Below are 17,435 nucleotides of genomic sequence, written 5' to 3'. Positions count from 1 at the left end.
GTGACAAGGTACGTGTTATGAGTGAGTCAAATCGTCGCGAACTTATTCGCATCGCTGAAGAAATGCATGAAACGAGCAATGACGAAACCCGTCAGTTCATTTCGCGCATCATTGGCGATCTTTCGAACCTGAAGCCATCGATTGCCTTTGTCGGGCAGATCAAGGCCGGGAAATCCCGCCTGATCAACGGATTTACGGGACAGGCCGAGTACCTTCCTTCGGATGTGAACCCCTGGACCACGGTGATCACCGATATGCATTTCGGCCACCCCTCGGGCCGTACCCAAGGGGCCGAGTTTCATTTCTTCGACAACCACCAGTGGCAGTCCCTGATCGCCGAGGGCGAAGAACTGCGCAACATGTTCCCCGATGATGAGGACAGCTATAAGCGCGAGATGATCGAAGAGCAGGTCGAGGCGATGAAGACCCGCGCCAAGCTGCGTCTGGGCGAAAGCTACAAGCACCTGCTGGGCCAGCACCACGATCTGGATACCCTGAACACCGACGATCTGGCGCGCTATGTCTGCGCCGGGGATGACCCCACCGAAGGCGAAAGCCCCGACCCAGGCAGCGACCGGGGCCTCTACAGCGACATCACCCGCAAGGCCGAGGTCTATTTCGACATCGGTCATTTCCCGTTTCCCCTGACGGTCACGGATACGCCGGGGGTCAACGACCCGCTGCTGATCCGCGAGGAGATCTCGCGTCAGTACCTCAAGGAATCGGACTTTTTCGTCGTGGTTCTGTCAGCCCACCAGGCCCTGTCGCGGGCCGACCTGAAACTGTTCCGCCTGATGCAGGCGCTGGAACTGGGTCAGATTGTTGTCTTTATCAACCGCGTGGATGAGTTGGGCGGCGGTCCCGAGGATGCCGGGAAAGTGCGTGCCGATGTGGTCGACGGGCTGGAAAAGGCTCTTGGCAACTCGGATATCGACGTGCTGATGGGTAGCGCGCAATGGGCACATTATGCGCTGACCGGCGATGAAACCGGCGTTAACCATGATCAAGTTCTGGCCTGGCTGCGAGCTCATCCCGAACAGATGAAGCAGTATTTGGACGGTGTAGAAGAGATCAAGCAAGGCCCCGGCCCGATTAGCCGCGAGGCGGTTCTGCGGTTCGCAGCAATGATCGCCTCGGGCCTGCCGGATCTGCGCCGCCATGTGACAAAGGCGCTGACCGATGGCCCCCGCAATGAACAGATGCGGATGGCATGGCAGCACCTGAATAGTTTTGCACAGGGTGAGTTGGAGCGGTCTCAAGTCCACCTGCGCGCTTTGGAAGATGAAAGCGCGGCGAATGCGGCCAGCTCGGACGAAAACGACAAGACCCTGACCGACCTGCGGACGCTGATCGCAGGTAAGACGCAAGAGATGACGCAGGATATGGACGATATACTGTCCAACCTTCGCGGCGTCATGGATGACACGGTGTCCGAGGCGGTCTCGGCCGTGGTGCGGGGGCCGAATGGGCAATCTCCGCTGCTGGCCAAGGGGGGTGAGACCGAACTGAACTTCACGCCCCTGCGCGATCGCATGCGGGAACTGACGCAAGGAGCCACGCAGGTTGTGCGCCAGCGTATGCTTAGCGAGCTGTACGCCATCGACATGCAAAGCAACGCCGCCCTGCGTGCCCTGCCCGGCTGGCAGGAGCCGATGGACAACCGCATGAACACCAGCGCGGTACGCTGGTTCCGTCCCGACACTACTGCGCTAACCCGCGGCATCACGGTCGAACTGCGCGTGAACTGGCTGTCGCGTCTGATTTCGCGCAACAGCGTGGTCTCGCGCGCCGAACGGATGATCGTGCAGGAATTCGAGCTGATCGGCGACGATTTGATAGATACCGCCCGCGAAAATCTGTTAGAACGGTTGAATACGGTTCTGGATCACTACCTGGCGTTGTTGGCCGGGCATCTTGAACACAGAGCCGGGACCGGAGAAACCAATGCCAAGGCCGAGGCGCAGGGTGCCTTCGACCGGGCGCGCCGCATCTCGGATGAACTGGGAACAGTTTTTGGCACGGACGCGGTGATTGAACGACAGGCAGAGGCGGCGGAATGATCGAATTTCCCGGAACCGAACAGGAAGTGCATCAGCTTGAGCGCTTTCTGACCGCGACTGAAACCGTGCACTCGGATGCGGCGCTGGACGACATGCGCACGCGCGCGCTGGCCCATGCCGAGCGGCTGTCTAACGCGGTCAATATCGGTTTCGCCGGGGAATTCGGCGCGGGCAAATCCAGCCTCGCCAATATGCTGGCGGGGGCTGACATTCTGCCCACCGGGCCGCAGCACCTGAAACTGCCGCTGGTGATCGTGGCCTATGCCGACGCACCGGAAACGACGGTAGGCTGGTGGGGCAAGGAACCCAAAACCTATTCCGGCATCGCATTGGAAAAGGCTGCTGCTGACAGTCCTGATTTCATTTCGGTCGGGTTGAACACCCCTGCCCTGCGCGAATTCTCTCTGTTCGATCTGCCGGGATCGGGCGCACTGGATGAAAGCTACAAGCCGACGCTGGAGCTGCTGGAATATGTCGATTGCGCCATCTGGTGCACCAACGGCACCAACGCCTGGCGCGAGACTGAGCGGCATCTGTGGACGCAGGTTCCGCAGGAATTGCGCGACAACAGCCTACTGGCTGTAACCCATGCCGACCTGCCCCCGGTGCGCGATGCGCTGGACCGGGTTGTGGCACGTCTGAACAAGGAAAAGGGCGACATGTTCCGCGCGGTGGTCCCAATTGGCACACCGGTCGCTGTCCGGGCTATGGCGCAGGAGCCCGAGCCCGATTTTGAGTTGTGGGAATCCTGCGGCGGCCAGACTCTGGCCGAGCAGGTGCTGGAAGTGGCCTCGACCCGCCGTCAGAACGATCTTGACGCGGCGCGCAGGGATTTGCAGCAGGACTTCCTGCCCTATCTCGAAGCACTGGGTGAAACCGAACCGGAACCCGAGCCTACCGACAGCCCATCGGTACAGTCGGCGCTTGAATCGGCGCTGCCGCCGTTGAGCAACCCGATTCTGGAAGACTGGCTGGCTGCGATTGCCAGCATCTATGATGATCTTCGCGAATCCTCGAACATCGAACCGGCGGCTTTCCTGCAAAGCTGTCAGGAAATTGTCGAGGATTTTGCCGAACGTCTGGAACAGGGCGGCGAGATCGACCCCGACGCGGACTGGATTCCGGCCGAGTTCGAGAAGGCAACTGACTTGCTGCTGCTGCTGCAGTTCGAAAGCGGCGATGCGCCTTTGCAGGATGCGATCAGCATTCTGGCGCAACTCAGCGACAATCTGGCATGGGCTGGCAGCACTGTGGCAACCCTGCAGACCAAAACCGGAACATAACCGTTTCCCGCTGCAATTGAGCTGCACCGCGGCGATTCGAAGCGCTGTGGAATCGCCCCTCTATTGTTTCGCAATCAGAGACCAAGCACCTTGAATCGAGGTGTCAGTCCACATTTTTTGCACCCGTTTAATCTATATATTGTTCTGAAGCCACTCAGATCACTAAATATGGGATTCCTTCAAATTCGATCCTTAGTGAAGCCATGAGGCGGCCCCAATAAAGTCAAATTTGAACCGTCTAACCGTTCTCAAGTGTCCTGCGGTTGTATTTGGTTGTGAGTTTGCGGGTCGTTTGCCCAGTTAAGAAACCGCAAAATGATTAGAACGGGCGAAAAGAAATGAGCCACAACCAGGCTGTCGGCGCAACGCACGACGAACCAAAAATTGAAGGACTGCAGCCGGGCGCGAAGCTTCTGCGCGGGCAGTACGAAATCCTGCGGTATCTCAGCAATGGCGGCTTCGGGATCACCTATCTGGCGCGCGACAGTCTTGAGCGCGATGTCGTCATCAAGGAATGCTTCCCAAGCGCTTTGTGCCGCCGCAATGGGGATTTTGTCGAACCCAACGATCCCGCCTACAAGGACGATCTGCGTTCGATCATCGACCTGTTCATTCAGGAAGCCCGCAACCACGCGCGGTTGGTGCATCCCAACATCGTCGACGTCCACCAGGTATTCGAGGACAACGACACCGCCTATATCGCGATGGACCTGATCCGGGGGTGTGACCTGCTGGATTATGTCGAAAACCCCGACAACGATGGCGGACCGGATTTTATCGTGCAGGTCACTGAAAAGATGCTGTCGGCGGTCTCCTTCATCCACCAAAGCGGGATGCTGCACCGGGACATCTCGCCGGACAACATTCTGATTGATGAAAACGGTGATCCGGTTTTGATCGACTTTGGCGCGGCACGCGAGCAGGCGGCCAACAAGTCGGCGGCTTTGCTGACCTTGCGGGTTATCAAGGATGGATACTCGCCCCATGAATTCTATGTGCGCGGGTCCGAGCAAGGGCCAAGCAGTGACCTCTATGTTCTGGCGGCCACGCTGTACCACGCCATCAGCGGCGAGCGCCCGATTGACGGCCAGACCCGCCTGAACGCGTTCAACAACAGTCAGGACGATCCCTACTCGCCTCTGGCCGGACGCTTCGAAGGCTATCCTGACGGCTTCCTGGAAGCGATCGACAAAGCGATGGAGGTGCATGCCACCGACCGTCTGCAATCGGCGCTCGACTGGCTGCGCATGTTCCGTGGCCCCGGCGTGATGTTCGACACTTTCGCATACCGTCCGGTTTCCGTCATCGTGGGCATGGACCGCGAAGACAAAGAGGCGGAAAAGGCCCGGATCAAGGCTGAAAGCGAAAACGCCGAAGCTGTGGTCACGGCCCTGCTGGCTGGCAATTCCGACCTTGTTCGGGGCGACGCGGACAAGAAAGACGAAGGTCTGGCGAAGATTGCTCCGAAAGAAGAAGCCCCGGTCGCTGTTGACACCGTGGTGCAAAGCGGATCGGGCGGCAGCGGCAAGGCAATCGTCGCGGCGGTGATTGTTCTGGCCGCCCTTGCGGGTGGCGGCTATTTCCTGATGGAAAACGGTCAGTTCAACTTGGGTGCCAAGACCGAGGCAGTTGCTGCTCAAACGCCCGCTCCGACCCCTGAAGAAACAGTGGCGGTCGAGCCTGAAGCGCCCGCACAAGATACAGAAATTTCTCCGGCGAAACCTGTCGAGCAGGCTCAGGCCGAACCTGCGGAACCCGCCACCACAGAAGTGGCCCCCGCAGAACCGGTGATCGCCGAACCCGCAGAGGCCGCAGCGGAGCCCGAAGTGCCCGCTGCCCCTGCGACCCCAGTTGACCTGCTGGAAAATCAGGTCGCCTTTGCCCATTGGGACGTGGAAATTCCGTTTGCAACATCTCTCCGTCGCGCTTCGACCGGTAACATCATTGCGGTGACGGGCCTTGAGGCCGAAACCGATATGACGATCATCGGAGACTGGGTGCAGCGCGGTGTCGCGATTTTTACCCTGAACGGTGAGCCGGTTCGGGCCGATGCGTCGCTGGCGGCGCAGGTTCTGGAAAACCTCATGGTTGATCCGGACGGCTATACCCGCGTGACCGCCCGCTATCGCCCACTGGGCGCAACGCGCGCGCAGAACGGGTTGCTCGCGCTGCCCGCAATCCGGTCGGTTGGGCTTGAGACGGGGTATGCCTTCACCATCCGGGGTACCGGCGAAATGGGATGGAAAACCATTGTTACCGATGTTCCATCAGAAGCTGTTGGCACTCTGCAGCCCGGCGATGTCCTGCTCAGCGAAGCCCAGACCGGAACCGCGTTTGACGGGCCGGAAAGTCTGGATGCCGTACTGTCCGGACTTGTTGCCGAAAACCATCCCGAAGCGCGTCTGACCGTCCTGCGGAACGGGACCGAAACAGATGCGGTCATGCAATTGGCGCAGGAGTAATCAGACCGGTTCACAACAATCTGCCAGCGCGTGTTTGCTGAGGATTACAACATCCTGACGGGAGCCGGACCGTCGCAGTCGTAAAAGTTATCTTTTGTTTTCAGTTTCGTAAGTGCCACTGCAAAGAGTGCAGCGGTTTGTAGCAGCCCCAGGCACAGGTTTTCGTGCCGTCAGTTAAAAAGGTGTCGACACCATGTTCAAATACAAAAGCCCTCTGAGCCGGCTTCTAGAAGGTGCCGGCAAAGCCAAAGAAGAAGATACCGCAGAAGAAACCCCCGCCGTTGCGGAAGAAAAACAGGAGCCCATCGCCGATTTCAACGCCCTGCGCGAGGCGCTGGCGGGTGGGAACATGACGTCCGAGCCCTATGAGGAAACGGACGAGTTGATGCCGGAAGACAAGATGCCCGACTTCGCGGAAGACGAAGCCGAAGTCAGCGCAGAGGAAGAACCGGTTGAGGAATCGCTCTTTGCCGAAGATCCGGTGGAAGCCGATGAGGCCGAAGCTGAGGTGTTGATCCTTGCAGAGGAACCGGAAGGTGAATCCGAGCCGGTTGTGACCTTGCTTCAAACGCCCGAGGTCGACGTACAGGTCGTGCCGGAAGACGTCGTGATTGCTGAACCCGAAGAGACGGCCGAAGCGACCGCAGAGGTTCAGTCAGAGACACCGGAACCGCAACCCGAACCGGACGTATTCGTAACCCCGGAACCGGAAGTTCTTTTAACCCCTGAGCCGGAGGTCGTCGTAACCCCCGAACCGGAACAACCTGCGCCCGCCCCGGCTGAGGATCGCCGTTCTCGTGTGAAAACCACCTTCCTCGGCTTTGAACGCGCGGACACCCATGTTCAGGACCTGATGGAAACGGCTGAACCGGTCGCCAAGACCGAAGCCGCGCAGGAAACCTATCCGGTGGGATGGTTGGTTGTAACCGGCGGTCCGGGCCGTGGTTCGAGCATCACCCTGTCCGAAGGGTTGATGCAGATCGGGCGCAATGACGATCAGGCCATTCAGCTTGACTTTGGTGACACAGGAATTTCGCGCTCGAACCATGCGGTGATCGCCTATGACCCCGAGGATCGCAAATGCTATCTGGGTCACGGCGGCAAGGCCAATCTTGTACGGTTGAACGGCAAGCCCGTTCTCAGCACTGTTGCCTTGGCCAGCGGAGACCTGATCCGCATCAGCGAAACCTCGATCCGGTTCACCGCCTTCTGTGATGAAGGTTTTGATTGGCGGGACTCCTGATAGATGCTGGCGACCCCGGCATATGATATTGCGCTGATCCTGGATCAGGGTCGGCGCGACACGCAGGAAGATGCGATTGCCGCGCATATGTATGACGCGGTGAATGCAGGCTACGTCGTAGTGGCCGACGGAATGGGCGGGCATGATGCGGGCGAAGTCGCCTCGGACATTGTGGTCTCGACCTGGCGCGACGCGCTGGATGCGGAACTCGACGGCGATGAGTTGACCGAGTTCTCGGCCATTGATGCGCTGCCTCTGGCCGCAATGCAGGCCAACGCCGCCATCGCCAATCATAACGAGGCAAAAGGTGCCGGGTTCAACATGGGGTCCACGCTGTTGGGCACCCTGTTGCTGGGGTCGCGGCTCTACTGGATTTCTATCGGAGACAGCCCGCTTTACCTGTTCCGAGACGGTAAACTGGCCCAGATCAACGAAGACCACTCGATGGCCCCGGTGATCGACGCCAAGGTCGCGCAAGGTGAATTGACTGAGGCCGAGGCAAAAGCGCACCCGGACCGCAACCAGTTGACCTCTGTCGTCATGGGCGGGGCCATTCCAAAGGTGGATTGCCCCGAAGCCCCTCTGACATTGACGCCCGCCGATATCCTCGTTCTGGGCAGCGACGGGCTGCAATACCTCAGCGATATCGAAATCCAGTCAATCCTGCAGAACCACAAACAGGCACTGGCGCAAGAGATTGCAGATGCGTTGCTGCAGGCGGTGCAGGCCAAGAACGATCCGGATCAGGACAACCTGTCCATCGCCGTCGTGAAACTGACAAGACCCTAAGAAGGCAAAGCAACAGGACCCATGAGAGCACAACTGATCATATCCAGCCTGGCCCTAGCCGCTGCAGCAGGCGCAGCTACGGCACAAGAGGCATGTTCAACCTACGAGATTCAGCGCGGCGACAGCCTGCGGGAACTGACGATCCAGGTTTATGCAACCGAAGATTTCCGCATCATCTTTGACGCAAACCGCGATGTGATCGGGTCCAACCCGAACATCATCCGCGTCGGTGACGTGTTGACCCTGCCCTGCCTTGAAGAAGTCGGGCGCGCGCCGGTCGAACCTGAAACCGAAGCCGAACGTCTGGCTTCTGAAATGGCGGCTGAGCTGGTCCGGGCCGCGGAAGAGCGCGCCGCAAAGGCCATCGCCGAGGCCGAAACCCGCGTCGCGGAAGCGCAGGCCGAGGCCAAGAAAGCCAGTGAGGATGCGGTGATTGCGGCCAAAGCGGCGGCCAAAGAAGAAATCGAGGCGGCACGCGCCGAAGGGGCCGCGCTGATCCGCGACGCCGACGCCGGAGAACGCCCCGAGATTCGGGATCGCCAGCTTCTGCTCATCACAGGCGGAAACTATGCGCCTTTCACGGATGAGGCCTTGCCGCATCGCGGGCTCTACACGCATCTGGTCGAAACGGCCCTTTTGCGCGCGGCACCGGAACAGTCCTACAAGATCCAGTTCGTGAACGATTGGTCGTCGCATCTGGATCTGTTGATGCCAACCCTGGCTTTTGACGGAACCTTCCCATGGTCCCGCCCAAATTGCGACGAGGCGGCAGCGTTGTCCGAAAAAGACCGCTCGCGCTGTGAGACCTATAACTTCTCGAACCCGTTCTACGAAGTGGTGGATACGTTCTTCGCCCGCGACGGTTCTGGCTATGAAGAAACGCTGACCTATGCCGATTTCGCAGGCACGACGATCTGCCGGCCCGAGGGATGGTCGCTTTCGCATATGGATGCGGTCGGTCTTTATGAGCCTGCCATCACGCTGATGCGCCCCGTGTCCCCGGATGATTGCTTTCATGCAGTCATGGAAGGCACCGCCGATATCGTCGCCGTTGAAGCTCATCTGGCCGTCGAGGCGATTGGGCGGCTGGGCTACAAACACCGCATCATCGAAAACCCCAACCTGGCGGCCATCAAACCGCTTAACATCATGACCCACAAAGATAATCCCGACGGTGAAGCGATCCTTGAGACGCTGAATCAGGGTCTGGCAATCATGCAGCAATCCGGCGAGTGGCGCGACATCGTCTCAACCGCTCTTCGTCATCAAATGGAAAATGGCTAAGGCCCCGAACGGCCTGAAAACCTACAGTCTGGAGGACGTGAACATGTTTGAATTCAACCTTAAGAAAGTCGTGATGTCGGCAAGCGCCGTCACTGCCTTGAGCGCCGGAGCCGCCGCCGCGCAGGAAGCCTGTACAAACTACACCGTCTCGGATGGCGACACGATGGCCACAATCGCCATCGCGGCTTACGGCACCTCGAACTATCAGCCGATCTTCAACGCGAACCGCAACGTGATCACCAACCCAAACGCGCTGGAACCCGGCCTTGTTCTGGCCCTGCCCTGTACCGACGGCAGCTTGCCCAACGGTCAGTCCGCGCAGGAAATCATCGCAGCGGAAGAACAGCGCGCGGCAAGTGTGAAACGCTCGAACGTTTACGCCCCGCCGATCAAAATGGTCGCCGGTAATGGCTGGGAGCCGTTCACGACCGAGGCACTCGGTGGCGGCGGCATCATGACCCGTCTGGCCACCACCAGCCTGCAGCGGGCGGGCAACAGCCGCGACTACTCGGTCAGCTTTGTCGATGATTGGAGCTCGCACTTGGATACGCTGTTGCCACTTGGCGCATTTGATATCTCGATCGCCTGGACGGTTCCGGATTGCACCAACCGTACCTATGAGTGGTCGAAGGAAACTGAGGCCCGTTGCACTCAGTTTGTCGCCTCCGTTCCGGTTTATGACGTCGTCGGCGGTTTCTTCACCCTGCCGGAAAGCGACTACGCAGGCGCAACGGAATTCGCCGATTTTGAAGGCGCAACCGTTTGCCGCATGGCAGGCTGGAGCATGGTTGTTTTGGAAGAAGTTGGCCTTAATCGCACGAATACAACCGTGGTTCAGCCGAACTCGGCCCGCGAATGCCTGGACGCGGTCTTGACTGGCACAGCGGACGTCGCGGCGTTTGAGGTTGAGCTGTACGCATCGACCATGAAAGACATGGGCCTGACTTCGTCCGACATCGTTGAGAACCCGTATGTTTCGACGCTCTCTTCGATGAGCTTCCTGGCCCATCGAACCAACCCATTCGCGCGCGAATATATCGCGATGATGAACAAGGGTCTGAATGAAATGCGTGAATCCGGCGAATGGTACGCGATCATCTCGGACACGCTGCGCGAGCAGAACGAAAAGCTGAACGCGGCATCCAACTGATCCCTCGGTCGAACAGACCAACACTTGGGCCGGTCGCAAGATCGGCCCTTTTTTGGCAACAGATGTTTGTTTTTGACCGCCATCTCGACGAACCGCGTACTCAATTGCCTGTGAATAAGGTACCGTCACAGCAAGTAGCATGACCTGAAGGACACAGGACGCTCATGAACCAGAGCACAGGAGATTTCATCAGCGACGCCTTGGTGACGCCTGAGCTACAGGCGCTTGATATCGCTGTCATCCTGCCCTGCTACAATGAGGCTGTTGCCATCGGCGAAACCGTTTCGCAATTCCAGGCGGCGCTGCCCAATGCGACGGTTTATGTGTTTGACAACAATTCGACCGATGGCTCGATCCAAGCTGCGCGCGCTGCAGGTGCGGTTGTCCGTACCGAGGCGTTGCAGGGCAAAGGGAATGTTGTGCGCCGGATGTTCGCGGATGTTGATGCGGATGTTTATGTCATGGCCGATGGTGACGCGACCTATGACAGCGCTGCCGCGCCGGACCTGATCAAGACGCTGGTCTCGCAGAATCTCGATATGGTGAACGGCGCGCGGGTGAATAAGGAAACACAGGCCTATCGACCGGGACATAAATTCGGCAACGCGCTGTTCTCTGGGTTGGTGAAGCTGTTCTTCAGCAACAATATCGACGATCTGTTGTCCGGCTATCGGGTCTTCAGCCGACGGTTTGTTAAAAGCTTTCCCGCCGCGTCGAACGGGTTCGAGATCGAAACCGAACTGACGGTCCACGCGATGCAAATGCGAATGCCGATCAGCGAAGTCGAAACAAACTATGTCTCGCGCCTGCCGGATTCGAATTCGAAACTTTCGACCTTTAAGGATGGTTGGCGCATTCTCAAGATGATCAGCCTGTTGATCAAAGAGGAAAAGCCGATGTCGTTTTTCCTGTCTCTGGCCCTGTTCGTTTTTGCCCCGTCGCTGCTGGTCTTTATCTCGGTGCTGACCGAGTTTTTTGAGACGGGTCTGGTGGCGCGCTTTCCGTCTCTCATCGTGGCGGCATCCGGATTTGTCGCGACAATGCTCTCGGTGGTGTGCGCGCTTATTCTGGATTCGCTGGCGCGAGGCCGCAGAGAGGCCAGGCGGCTGTCCTACCTGCAATATCCCGGCGTGGCACAGGCGCTGGATCTGAAAACCAAAACCTGATTTTCCAGACCCGGGCTGGCATTTGACAATTCCGGAAAAGTAAATGGCCAGCACCCAAAATGCTGGCCATTTCTTCTGAGTGAGTGGTAGTGCCCCAAGGCGCCACCGGTAGTTATCTCTGGTTGGCTCCAATTTACCAAGACGAGTCAGCGGCGGGTATTGGGGGAATCCCGTAAGTTTTACGGTTTTTTAGTTGGGCGGACGAGTATGTGTTTGTTCTGGGCCGATTGGTTGAACAATAATTGATGGTAACATGCTTTATGTTCAGGCAAATCACAGCCCGGCCAATTCTCGCCGCCAGCGGATATCTGGGACTTTGTTGAAGTTGAATTGGCCCGCGCCCTATTGGCGCGGGCCTATGGATTTAGTCGATGATCGCGTTCAGTGTCGCGCTGGGGCGCATGACCGCTGCGGTCTTGACCGGATCGGTGTGATAGTAACCGCCCAGATCAGCGGCCCCACCCTGCGCGGCAGCCAGTTCTGACAGGATTTGCTCTTCCTTAGTCGCCAGTTCCTGCGCAAGCGGAGCGAACTCGGCAGCCAGTTCCGCGTCATCTGTCTGCGCGGCCAGGGCTTCAGCCCAGTAGCGCGCGAACCAATAGTGGCTGTCGCGGTTGTCGGGCTGGCCGACCTTGCGGCTGGGCGATTTGTTGTTATCCAGAATGCCCTGCGTCGCGGCCTCGGCAGCGGCACCCAGAACACCGGCCTTGGCGTTGCCTTTGCTGTCGGCCAGGAAGTTCAGCGATTCACCCAGCGCACAGAACTCACCCATCGAGTCCCAGCGCAGGTGGTTTTCCTCGACCAACTGCTGCACGTGTTTCGGGGCTGAACCACCCGCGCCCGTCTCGAACAGACCGCCGCCATTCATCAGCTTGACGATCGACAGCATCTTGGCCGAGGTGCCCAGTTCCAGGATCGGGAACAGATCGGTCAGATAGTCGCGCAGCACGTTGCCCGTGATGGCGATCGAGTCCTTGCCCGCCGTGATGGTCTCAAGCGACTGGCGGGTCGCCTCGCGCGGGGCCATGATCAGGAACTTGTCAGCCACGCCAGCCGCCTCAAGCGCCGGTTTGACGTATTTGATCAGTTCCGCGTCATGGGCACGGTTCGCGTCCAGCCAGAAGATCGCCTCGGACCCGGTCAGGCGCTGACGGTCCATCGCCAGCTGAATCCAGTTCTCGATGGGGGCCTTCTTGACGGTGCAGGAGCGCCAGATATCGCCCTGCTCAACCTCATGGGAATGCAGCGTCTCACCATTGGCCAGAACGATGCGGATGGCGCCATCAGCCGGAGCCTGGAACGTGGTCGGGTGAGAGCCATATTCCTCGGCCTTTTGCGCCATCAGGCCAACATTGGCCACGGCCCCGGCGGTGGCCGGGTTCAGCGCACCATTGGCTTTGAAAAACTTGATGGTTTCGTCATAGACCGGCGCATAGCAGCGGTCGGGGATCACACAGTTGGTGTCACCCTTGGCACCGGCCTCATCCCAGCCCTTGCCGCCCGCGCGGATCACCGCAGGCATCGAGGCGTCGATGATCACGTCCGAGGGCACGTGCAGGTTGGTGATGCCCTTGTCGCTGTCGACCATATACATGGACGGACGGTCGCCTTTAATCGCGCCGATCGCTGCCATGATGTCGGCGTTGCCCTGAACCCGTTCCAGCAGATCGCCCAGACCCGAGTTCGGATTCACACCCAGCGCGTCCAATTCCGCGCCCAACTTGTCGAACACAGGGGCCAGCCACGCCTTGACCGCATAGCCAAAGATGATCGGGTCGCTGACCTTCATCATCGTGGCTTTCATATGCAGCGAGAACATGGTGCCGTCTGCCTTGGTGTCTTCGATGGCCTCGGCCAGAAACGCCGACAACGCCTTGACCGACATGAAGGTCGCATCGGCCACGGTGCCTTCGTCCAGCGGCCAGCCGTCTTTCAGAACGGTCGCGCTGCCATCCTTGCCCACGAATTCGATCTTCGCGTCACCGGCCTGCGCGGCAGTGATGGTGGCCGATTTCTCGTTGGCATAGAAATCATTGCCCGACATCGAGGACACTTTGGTCTTGCTGTCCGCCGCCCACGCACCCATCGAATGCGGGTTCTTCTGGGCATAGTTTTTCACCGCCCGCGCCGCGCGGCGATCGCTGTTACCCTCGCGCAGAACCGGGTTCACCGCCGAGCCTTTGATCGCGTCATAACGCGCACGGATCGCCCTTTCCTCATCGGTCGAAGGCTCTTCGGGGTAGTTCGGGATATCATAACCCTGCGACTGCAGTTCTTCGATGGCCGCCACCAGCTGCGGGACCGAGGCCGAGATGTTTGGCAGCTTGATCACGTTGGCATCCGGTGTCTTAACCAACTCGCCCAAAGCGGCCAGATCGTCGGTGATGCGCTGCGCGTCGGTCAGGTTCTCAGGAAAGGTCGCGAGGATGCGGCCCGCAAGCGAGATGTCCTTGGTTCCAACGCTCACCCCTGCTGCCGAGGCAAACTTGCGAATGATGGGCAGGAACGAGGCGCTGGCCAGTTCGGGCGCTTCGTCTACAATGGTATACAATACGTCGAAGTTCGATTTATCTGCCATATTCTTTTACCTTTTTTAAGCCTTTTATGGGCGAACGATCCAAGAGTTAGGGCCACAACATCGCGGCGCGGGAGGGACGTGCTAAGGATACCGCCCCTGGGTGACTCTGTTTTGACAGGGCCTCCCTTAAATCAGGTTTGGGTTGAAATCAATCGTAACCGAGCGCGCAATTTGACACGGGTTGGTTGGTAAGCAGTCTTAACGCTTTGGATCGGGCAACCAAGAAAGTTTCAGGTCGTTGTGGTCCAGATAATAGTCGATCAGATCGTTCACACTTTGATGAGAACCCGCTTCTGGGTCGGCACCGGTGTTTCTTAGAAGTCGTTTCATTTCTTCGGTGCCATCAATCTGAGCAGTTTGAAAATACGTGTGGAAAGCCGCGCGCGCCAGATCACGTCTGCCAAAAACCTCATATGTTTGTGCCCTTCTCACTGAACTGGCTACCAACTCCCAATCTGCGGGTCCGAGCCACAGCCAGTCAATGCGATCCTTCAAACTCCTCTTTGCAGAAGTTTTCTGCAAGACATGTTGAATGTACTGTTCGACATACGCTTTGCCCTCGTTCTCATCCCCAATAGTAAGGTGAACCAAGGCATACCGAAGAAACTCTTCCGTAACGTCGGGTTGTATCTCTTGATACTCTTCGACCGTTTCCAAAGCCGCAGTTAAGTTTTGTGTGTGAATAATATGAAGCGCGCCAAGATGTCCCAATACCCAAGACCTGTCCGCCCAGCGGTCAGCAGGACCTTCAAACAATTCCAACGCCGCTTGATAATCTTTGCGTTCAAGTAAGAGACCGGCGAGGCGCTTTCCCGCTTTTTCGTGGGTGGGATCAAGTTCAATTATCCGTCTATATCCATCCAAAGCAGCTTCTTTTCTACCAATGTTCTGTTCGAACTTGGCCTTGTGAAATAACGCATATGTGTTGCTAGGGTCTGTGCGAAGCGCATTTGCATAGTCCGATGCTGCAGCCTCTTGATCATCCAGCGCATCATGTGCAAAGGCCCGCCTAACAAACGCGGTTGCGTCATTAGGCTGAACAGTCAAAGCGCTGGTGTAGTCAGCAATCGCCAGTTCATACTCTTTGCCGCAATAAAACGCCCAGCCTCGGCTTTTCAGAAGGTTTTGGTGTTGCGTTTCGCTGATCTCATCCGAATCCATAATCGTATTGCAGGCTGCTACCACGTCGGACATGCGCCCCTTATTGCCAAGGCACTTCGCGGTCAGTTCTTTGTGCTGCGTTGCCGATCTGGACGGCGAATTAAACGACAGAACAAGTGTGGCGATGATGATAATCAGGGCAGCAATACGGACGTGCATCCAATCTCCTATGTGTCGGCAATACACACCTTAAAGTGGTGCCCGTCCGCAAACACACAAGAGGCTGCCGCCCCGATCGCTCCGCAGAGATGCAGAAAGGTTACAGTGGCTTACCGGAACCGCTGACCTGTCTCGGGATCGAACACCATTGCACGTTCTGGCTGAACCGAGATGCCGATCCGCTCGCCGTTCTTACTGCGCTGATCGTCGCGTTCTTCGACGATCAGTTTGTCGCCATTAGGGGTCAGAAGATACGAATAAGACACACCGCCGAGCGCCTCGGTCAGGTCAACCGTGCAGGTGTCGGCCGCGCGGTCGATCTGGATGTGTTCGGGGCGCATACCCAGCGTCACTTTGCTCAGACCGGGCGGGACGGTGGCTGAAATGGGCAGAGGCTGGCCGAGCGCCGGGTGGGTCACATGGCCGTCGGCATATTCACATTCCAGAAAGTTCATCGCAGGTGAGCCGATGAACCCCGCGACAAAGCGGTTGTCTGGGTCGCGGTACAGGTCCATGGGCGCGCCGACCTGCTCGATCCGACCGTCGCGCAGCACGACGATCTTGTCTGCCATGGTCATCGCTTCGACCTGATCGTGGGTCACGTAGATCATGGTCGCGCCGATCTCCTGGTGCAGCCGTGCGATCTCGACCCGCATTTCGACGCGCAATTCGGCATCGAGGTTGGACAGCGGTTCGTCGAACAGGAATACCTCGGGGCCGCGCACGATGGCCCGACCAATGGCTACGCGCTGCCGCTGCCCACCGGACAAGGCCTTGGGTTTGCGTTTCAGGTACTGGTCCAGCTTTAGGATATTCGACGCTTCCTGCACCTTGGATTCGATCTCGGGCTTCGCCACGCCGTTCATGCGCAGGCCAAAGCCCATATTCTCGGCAACCGTCATGTGCGGATACAGGGCATAGGTCTGGAACACCATCGCTACGCCGCGCTTTGCGGGGTCCATATGGGTCACGTCCCGGGCACCGATGCGAATCTCACCCTCCGAGGTCTCCTCCAGACCCGCGATCATGCGCAGCAACGTGGATTTGCCACATCCCGAGGGGCCAACGAAGACGCAGAACTCGCCATCTTCGATCTGCAGGTCGATACCGTGGATGACCTGCGTCTGGCCGTACCGTTTGATCGCCTGATTCAGTGTTACACCTGTCATGTCGCTTGCATCCTGTTGTTTCTGGCGTTCGGGCGGGACTCGGGGAACCGCCATGTTTGTGCCTCGGCCCCAATCTGTTCGGCCACGCGGCGAACAAGGGGGATCCATGCTTCTAGTTGTTTCAGATCTATGCGCTCGGTGGATCCGGTCACCGAAATCCCACCCAACACCCTGCCGCCCGATGTCAGGATCGGGCAGGCGATGCAGATAATTCCGGGCTCATGTTCTTCATCATCGACGGCATATCCCCGATGGCGAATTAGGTTGAGATCGTCCCGCAGCGCCTGTTCCGAGGTCAGGGTCTTGTCAGTGAACCGATGGAAGCTTTGCTGCAGGACCGCCTTGTTCAACGCCTCGTCGTCCAGATAGGCCATCATCGCCTTGCCCACGCCCGTGCAATACGCCGGGCCGACCTTGCCCGCCTGCGAATACATCTCGACCGGTTGGGCGGCATTGCGTTTGTCCACATAGAGGACCTGACTGGAATCGAGCTGCGCCAGATGAACCGTCTCGCCGGTCTCGCGGCTGAGCGCATCCAGAAACGGTCGCGCGATCGGTGCCAGAGAGCTTTGCGTCCACGCCGCATGCGCCAGTCGCACCAAGCGCATACCGGGCGCGTAGGTTTGCCGATCTGCGTCGTAAGACAGCATGCCCTGATTGGTCAGGGACTGCAGAAACCGGTAGAGCGTCGCCTTGGGGAAGCTGCTGCAGTCCAGCAATTCCGCAAAGCGAACCGGTCGTTCGAACGCCGCCACCTGGTCCAGCACATCACATGCTTTGCCTATTGTTCCGTCACCTGCCACGGGTGCCTAGTCTCCTCCACTTACCCTGTGGCTGGGCCACGAGGGTCTTGACAACGCTAACCGATTCGATGTGTAGTTTTCAATATGTAAAACACGGTTTCATTATTTGGAACCAATAAATGGAAGCT

Annotated in this window: 12 protein-coding genes; 8 read left to right on the top strand and 4 right to left on the bottom strand. The window is 58.4% G+C overall.

Translation table 11 applies throughout. From position 1 onward, the window contains the following. The first annotated feature begins 17 nt into the window (after window positions 1-17). From ACR0JN_RS12100 to ACR0JN_RS12065, 8 genes are all read left to right on the top strand, one after another. Entirely contained in the window at window positions 18-2,060 is a 2,043-nt protein-coding gene (locus ACR0JN_RS12100) for a dynamin family protein (protein ID WP_480885881.1), read from the top strand. Continuing rightward, window positions 2,057-3,343 carry a dynamin family protein gene (locus ACR0JN_RS12095; protein ID WP_480885880.1) on the top strand — a complete coding sequence of 429 codons (1,287 nt, stop codon included), beginning with the start codon at window positions 2,057-2,059 and terminating at the stop codon, window positions 3,341-3,343. The genes ACR0JN_RS12100 and ACR0JN_RS12095 overlap by 4 nt, the downstream gene beginning before the upstream one ends. Before the next feature lie 338 nt (window positions 3,344-3,681). Next, window positions 3,682-5,805, top strand: coding sequence for a serine/threonine-protein kinase (locus ACR0JN_RS12090; protein ID WP_480885878.1), 2,124 nt, complete (start codon window positions 3,682-3,684; stop codon window positions 5,803-5,805). Between the two features lie 193 nt (window positions 5,806-5,998). Next, window positions 5,999-7,048 carry an FHA domain-containing protein gene (locus tag ACR0JN_RS12085; RefSeq protein ID WP_480885876.1) on the top strand — a complete coding sequence of 350 codons (1,050 nt, stop codon included), beginning with the start codon at window positions 5,999-6,001 and terminating at the stop codon, window positions 7,046-7,048. A gap of 3 nt (window positions 7,049-7,051) precedes the next feature. Beyond that, window positions 7,052-7,837, top strand: coding sequence for a PP2C family protein-serine/threonine phosphatase (locus ACR0JN_RS12080; protein WP_480885875.1), 786 nt, complete (start codon window positions 7,052-7,054; stop codon window positions 7,835-7,837). A gap of 21 nt (window positions 7,838-7,858) precedes the next feature. Then, on the top strand, window positions 7,859-9,121 hold the full coding sequence (locus ACR0JN_RS12075; RefSeq protein ID WP_480885873.1) for a type 2 periplasmic-binding domain-containing protein: 1,263 nt from the start codon (window positions 7,859-7,861) through the stop codon (window positions 9,119-9,121). A 43-nt stretch (window positions 9,122-9,164) separates the two neighbouring features. Continuing rightward, window positions 9,165-10,271: a peptidoglycan-binding protein LysM gene (locus ACR0JN_RS12070; RefSeq protein ID WP_480816179.1), complete on the top strand. Its 1,107-nt coding sequence runs from the start codon at window positions 9,165-9,167 to the stop codon at window positions 10,269-10,271. Between the two features lie 164 nt (window positions 10,272-10,435). Further along, window positions 10,436-11,437 (top strand): glycosyltransferase family 2 protein, encoded by a 1,002-nt coding sequence (locus ACR0JN_RS12065; RefSeq protein WP_480885871.1) that lies wholly within the window; start codon window positions 10,436-10,438, stop codon window positions 11,435-11,437. 364 nt (window positions 11,438-11,801) lie between these two features. Here ACR0JN_RS12065 and ACR0JN_RS12060 read toward each other — a convergent pair whose 3' ends face one another. The 4 genes from ACR0JN_RS12060 to ACR0JN_RS12045 form a co-directional block, all read right to left on the bottom strand. Continuing rightward, window positions 11,802-14,015, bottom strand: a complete 2,214-nt coding sequence (locus ACR0JN_RS12060) for an NADP-dependent isocitrate dehydrogenase (RefSeq protein ID WP_480885869.1) — start codon at window positions 14,013-14,015, stop codon at window positions 11,802-11,804. Window positions 14,016-14,213: 198 nt separating this feature from the next. After that, window positions 14,214-15,335 carry a tetratricopeptide repeat protein gene (locus ACR0JN_RS12055; RefSeq protein WP_480885867.1) on the bottom strand — a complete coding sequence of 374 codons (1,122 nt, stop codon included), beginning with the start codon at window positions 15,333-15,335 and terminating at the stop codon, window positions 14,214-14,216. A gap of 110 nt (window positions 15,336-15,445) precedes the next feature. After that, complete coding sequence (locus ACR0JN_RS12050; RefSeq protein ID WP_480885865.1) at window positions 15,446-16,504, bottom strand: ABC transporter ATP-binding protein; 1,059 nt, start codon at window positions 16,502-16,504, stop codon at window positions 15,446-15,448. Further along, on the bottom strand, window positions 16,501-17,307 hold the full coding sequence (locus tag ACR0JN_RS12045) for an IclR family transcriptional regulator (protein WP_480885864.1): 807 nt from the start codon (window positions 17,305-17,307) through the stop codon (window positions 16,501-16,503). Before ACR0JN_RS12045 ends, ACR0JN_RS12050 begins: the two co-directional genes overlap by 4 nt. Window positions 17,308-17,435: the final 128 nt, after the last annotated feature.

This window comes from Ruegeria sp. G12, assembly GCF_056533565.1.
The sequence above is the reverse complement of the archived record's forward strand: the minus strand, read 5'-3'. Positions and strand labels throughout refer to the sequence as shown.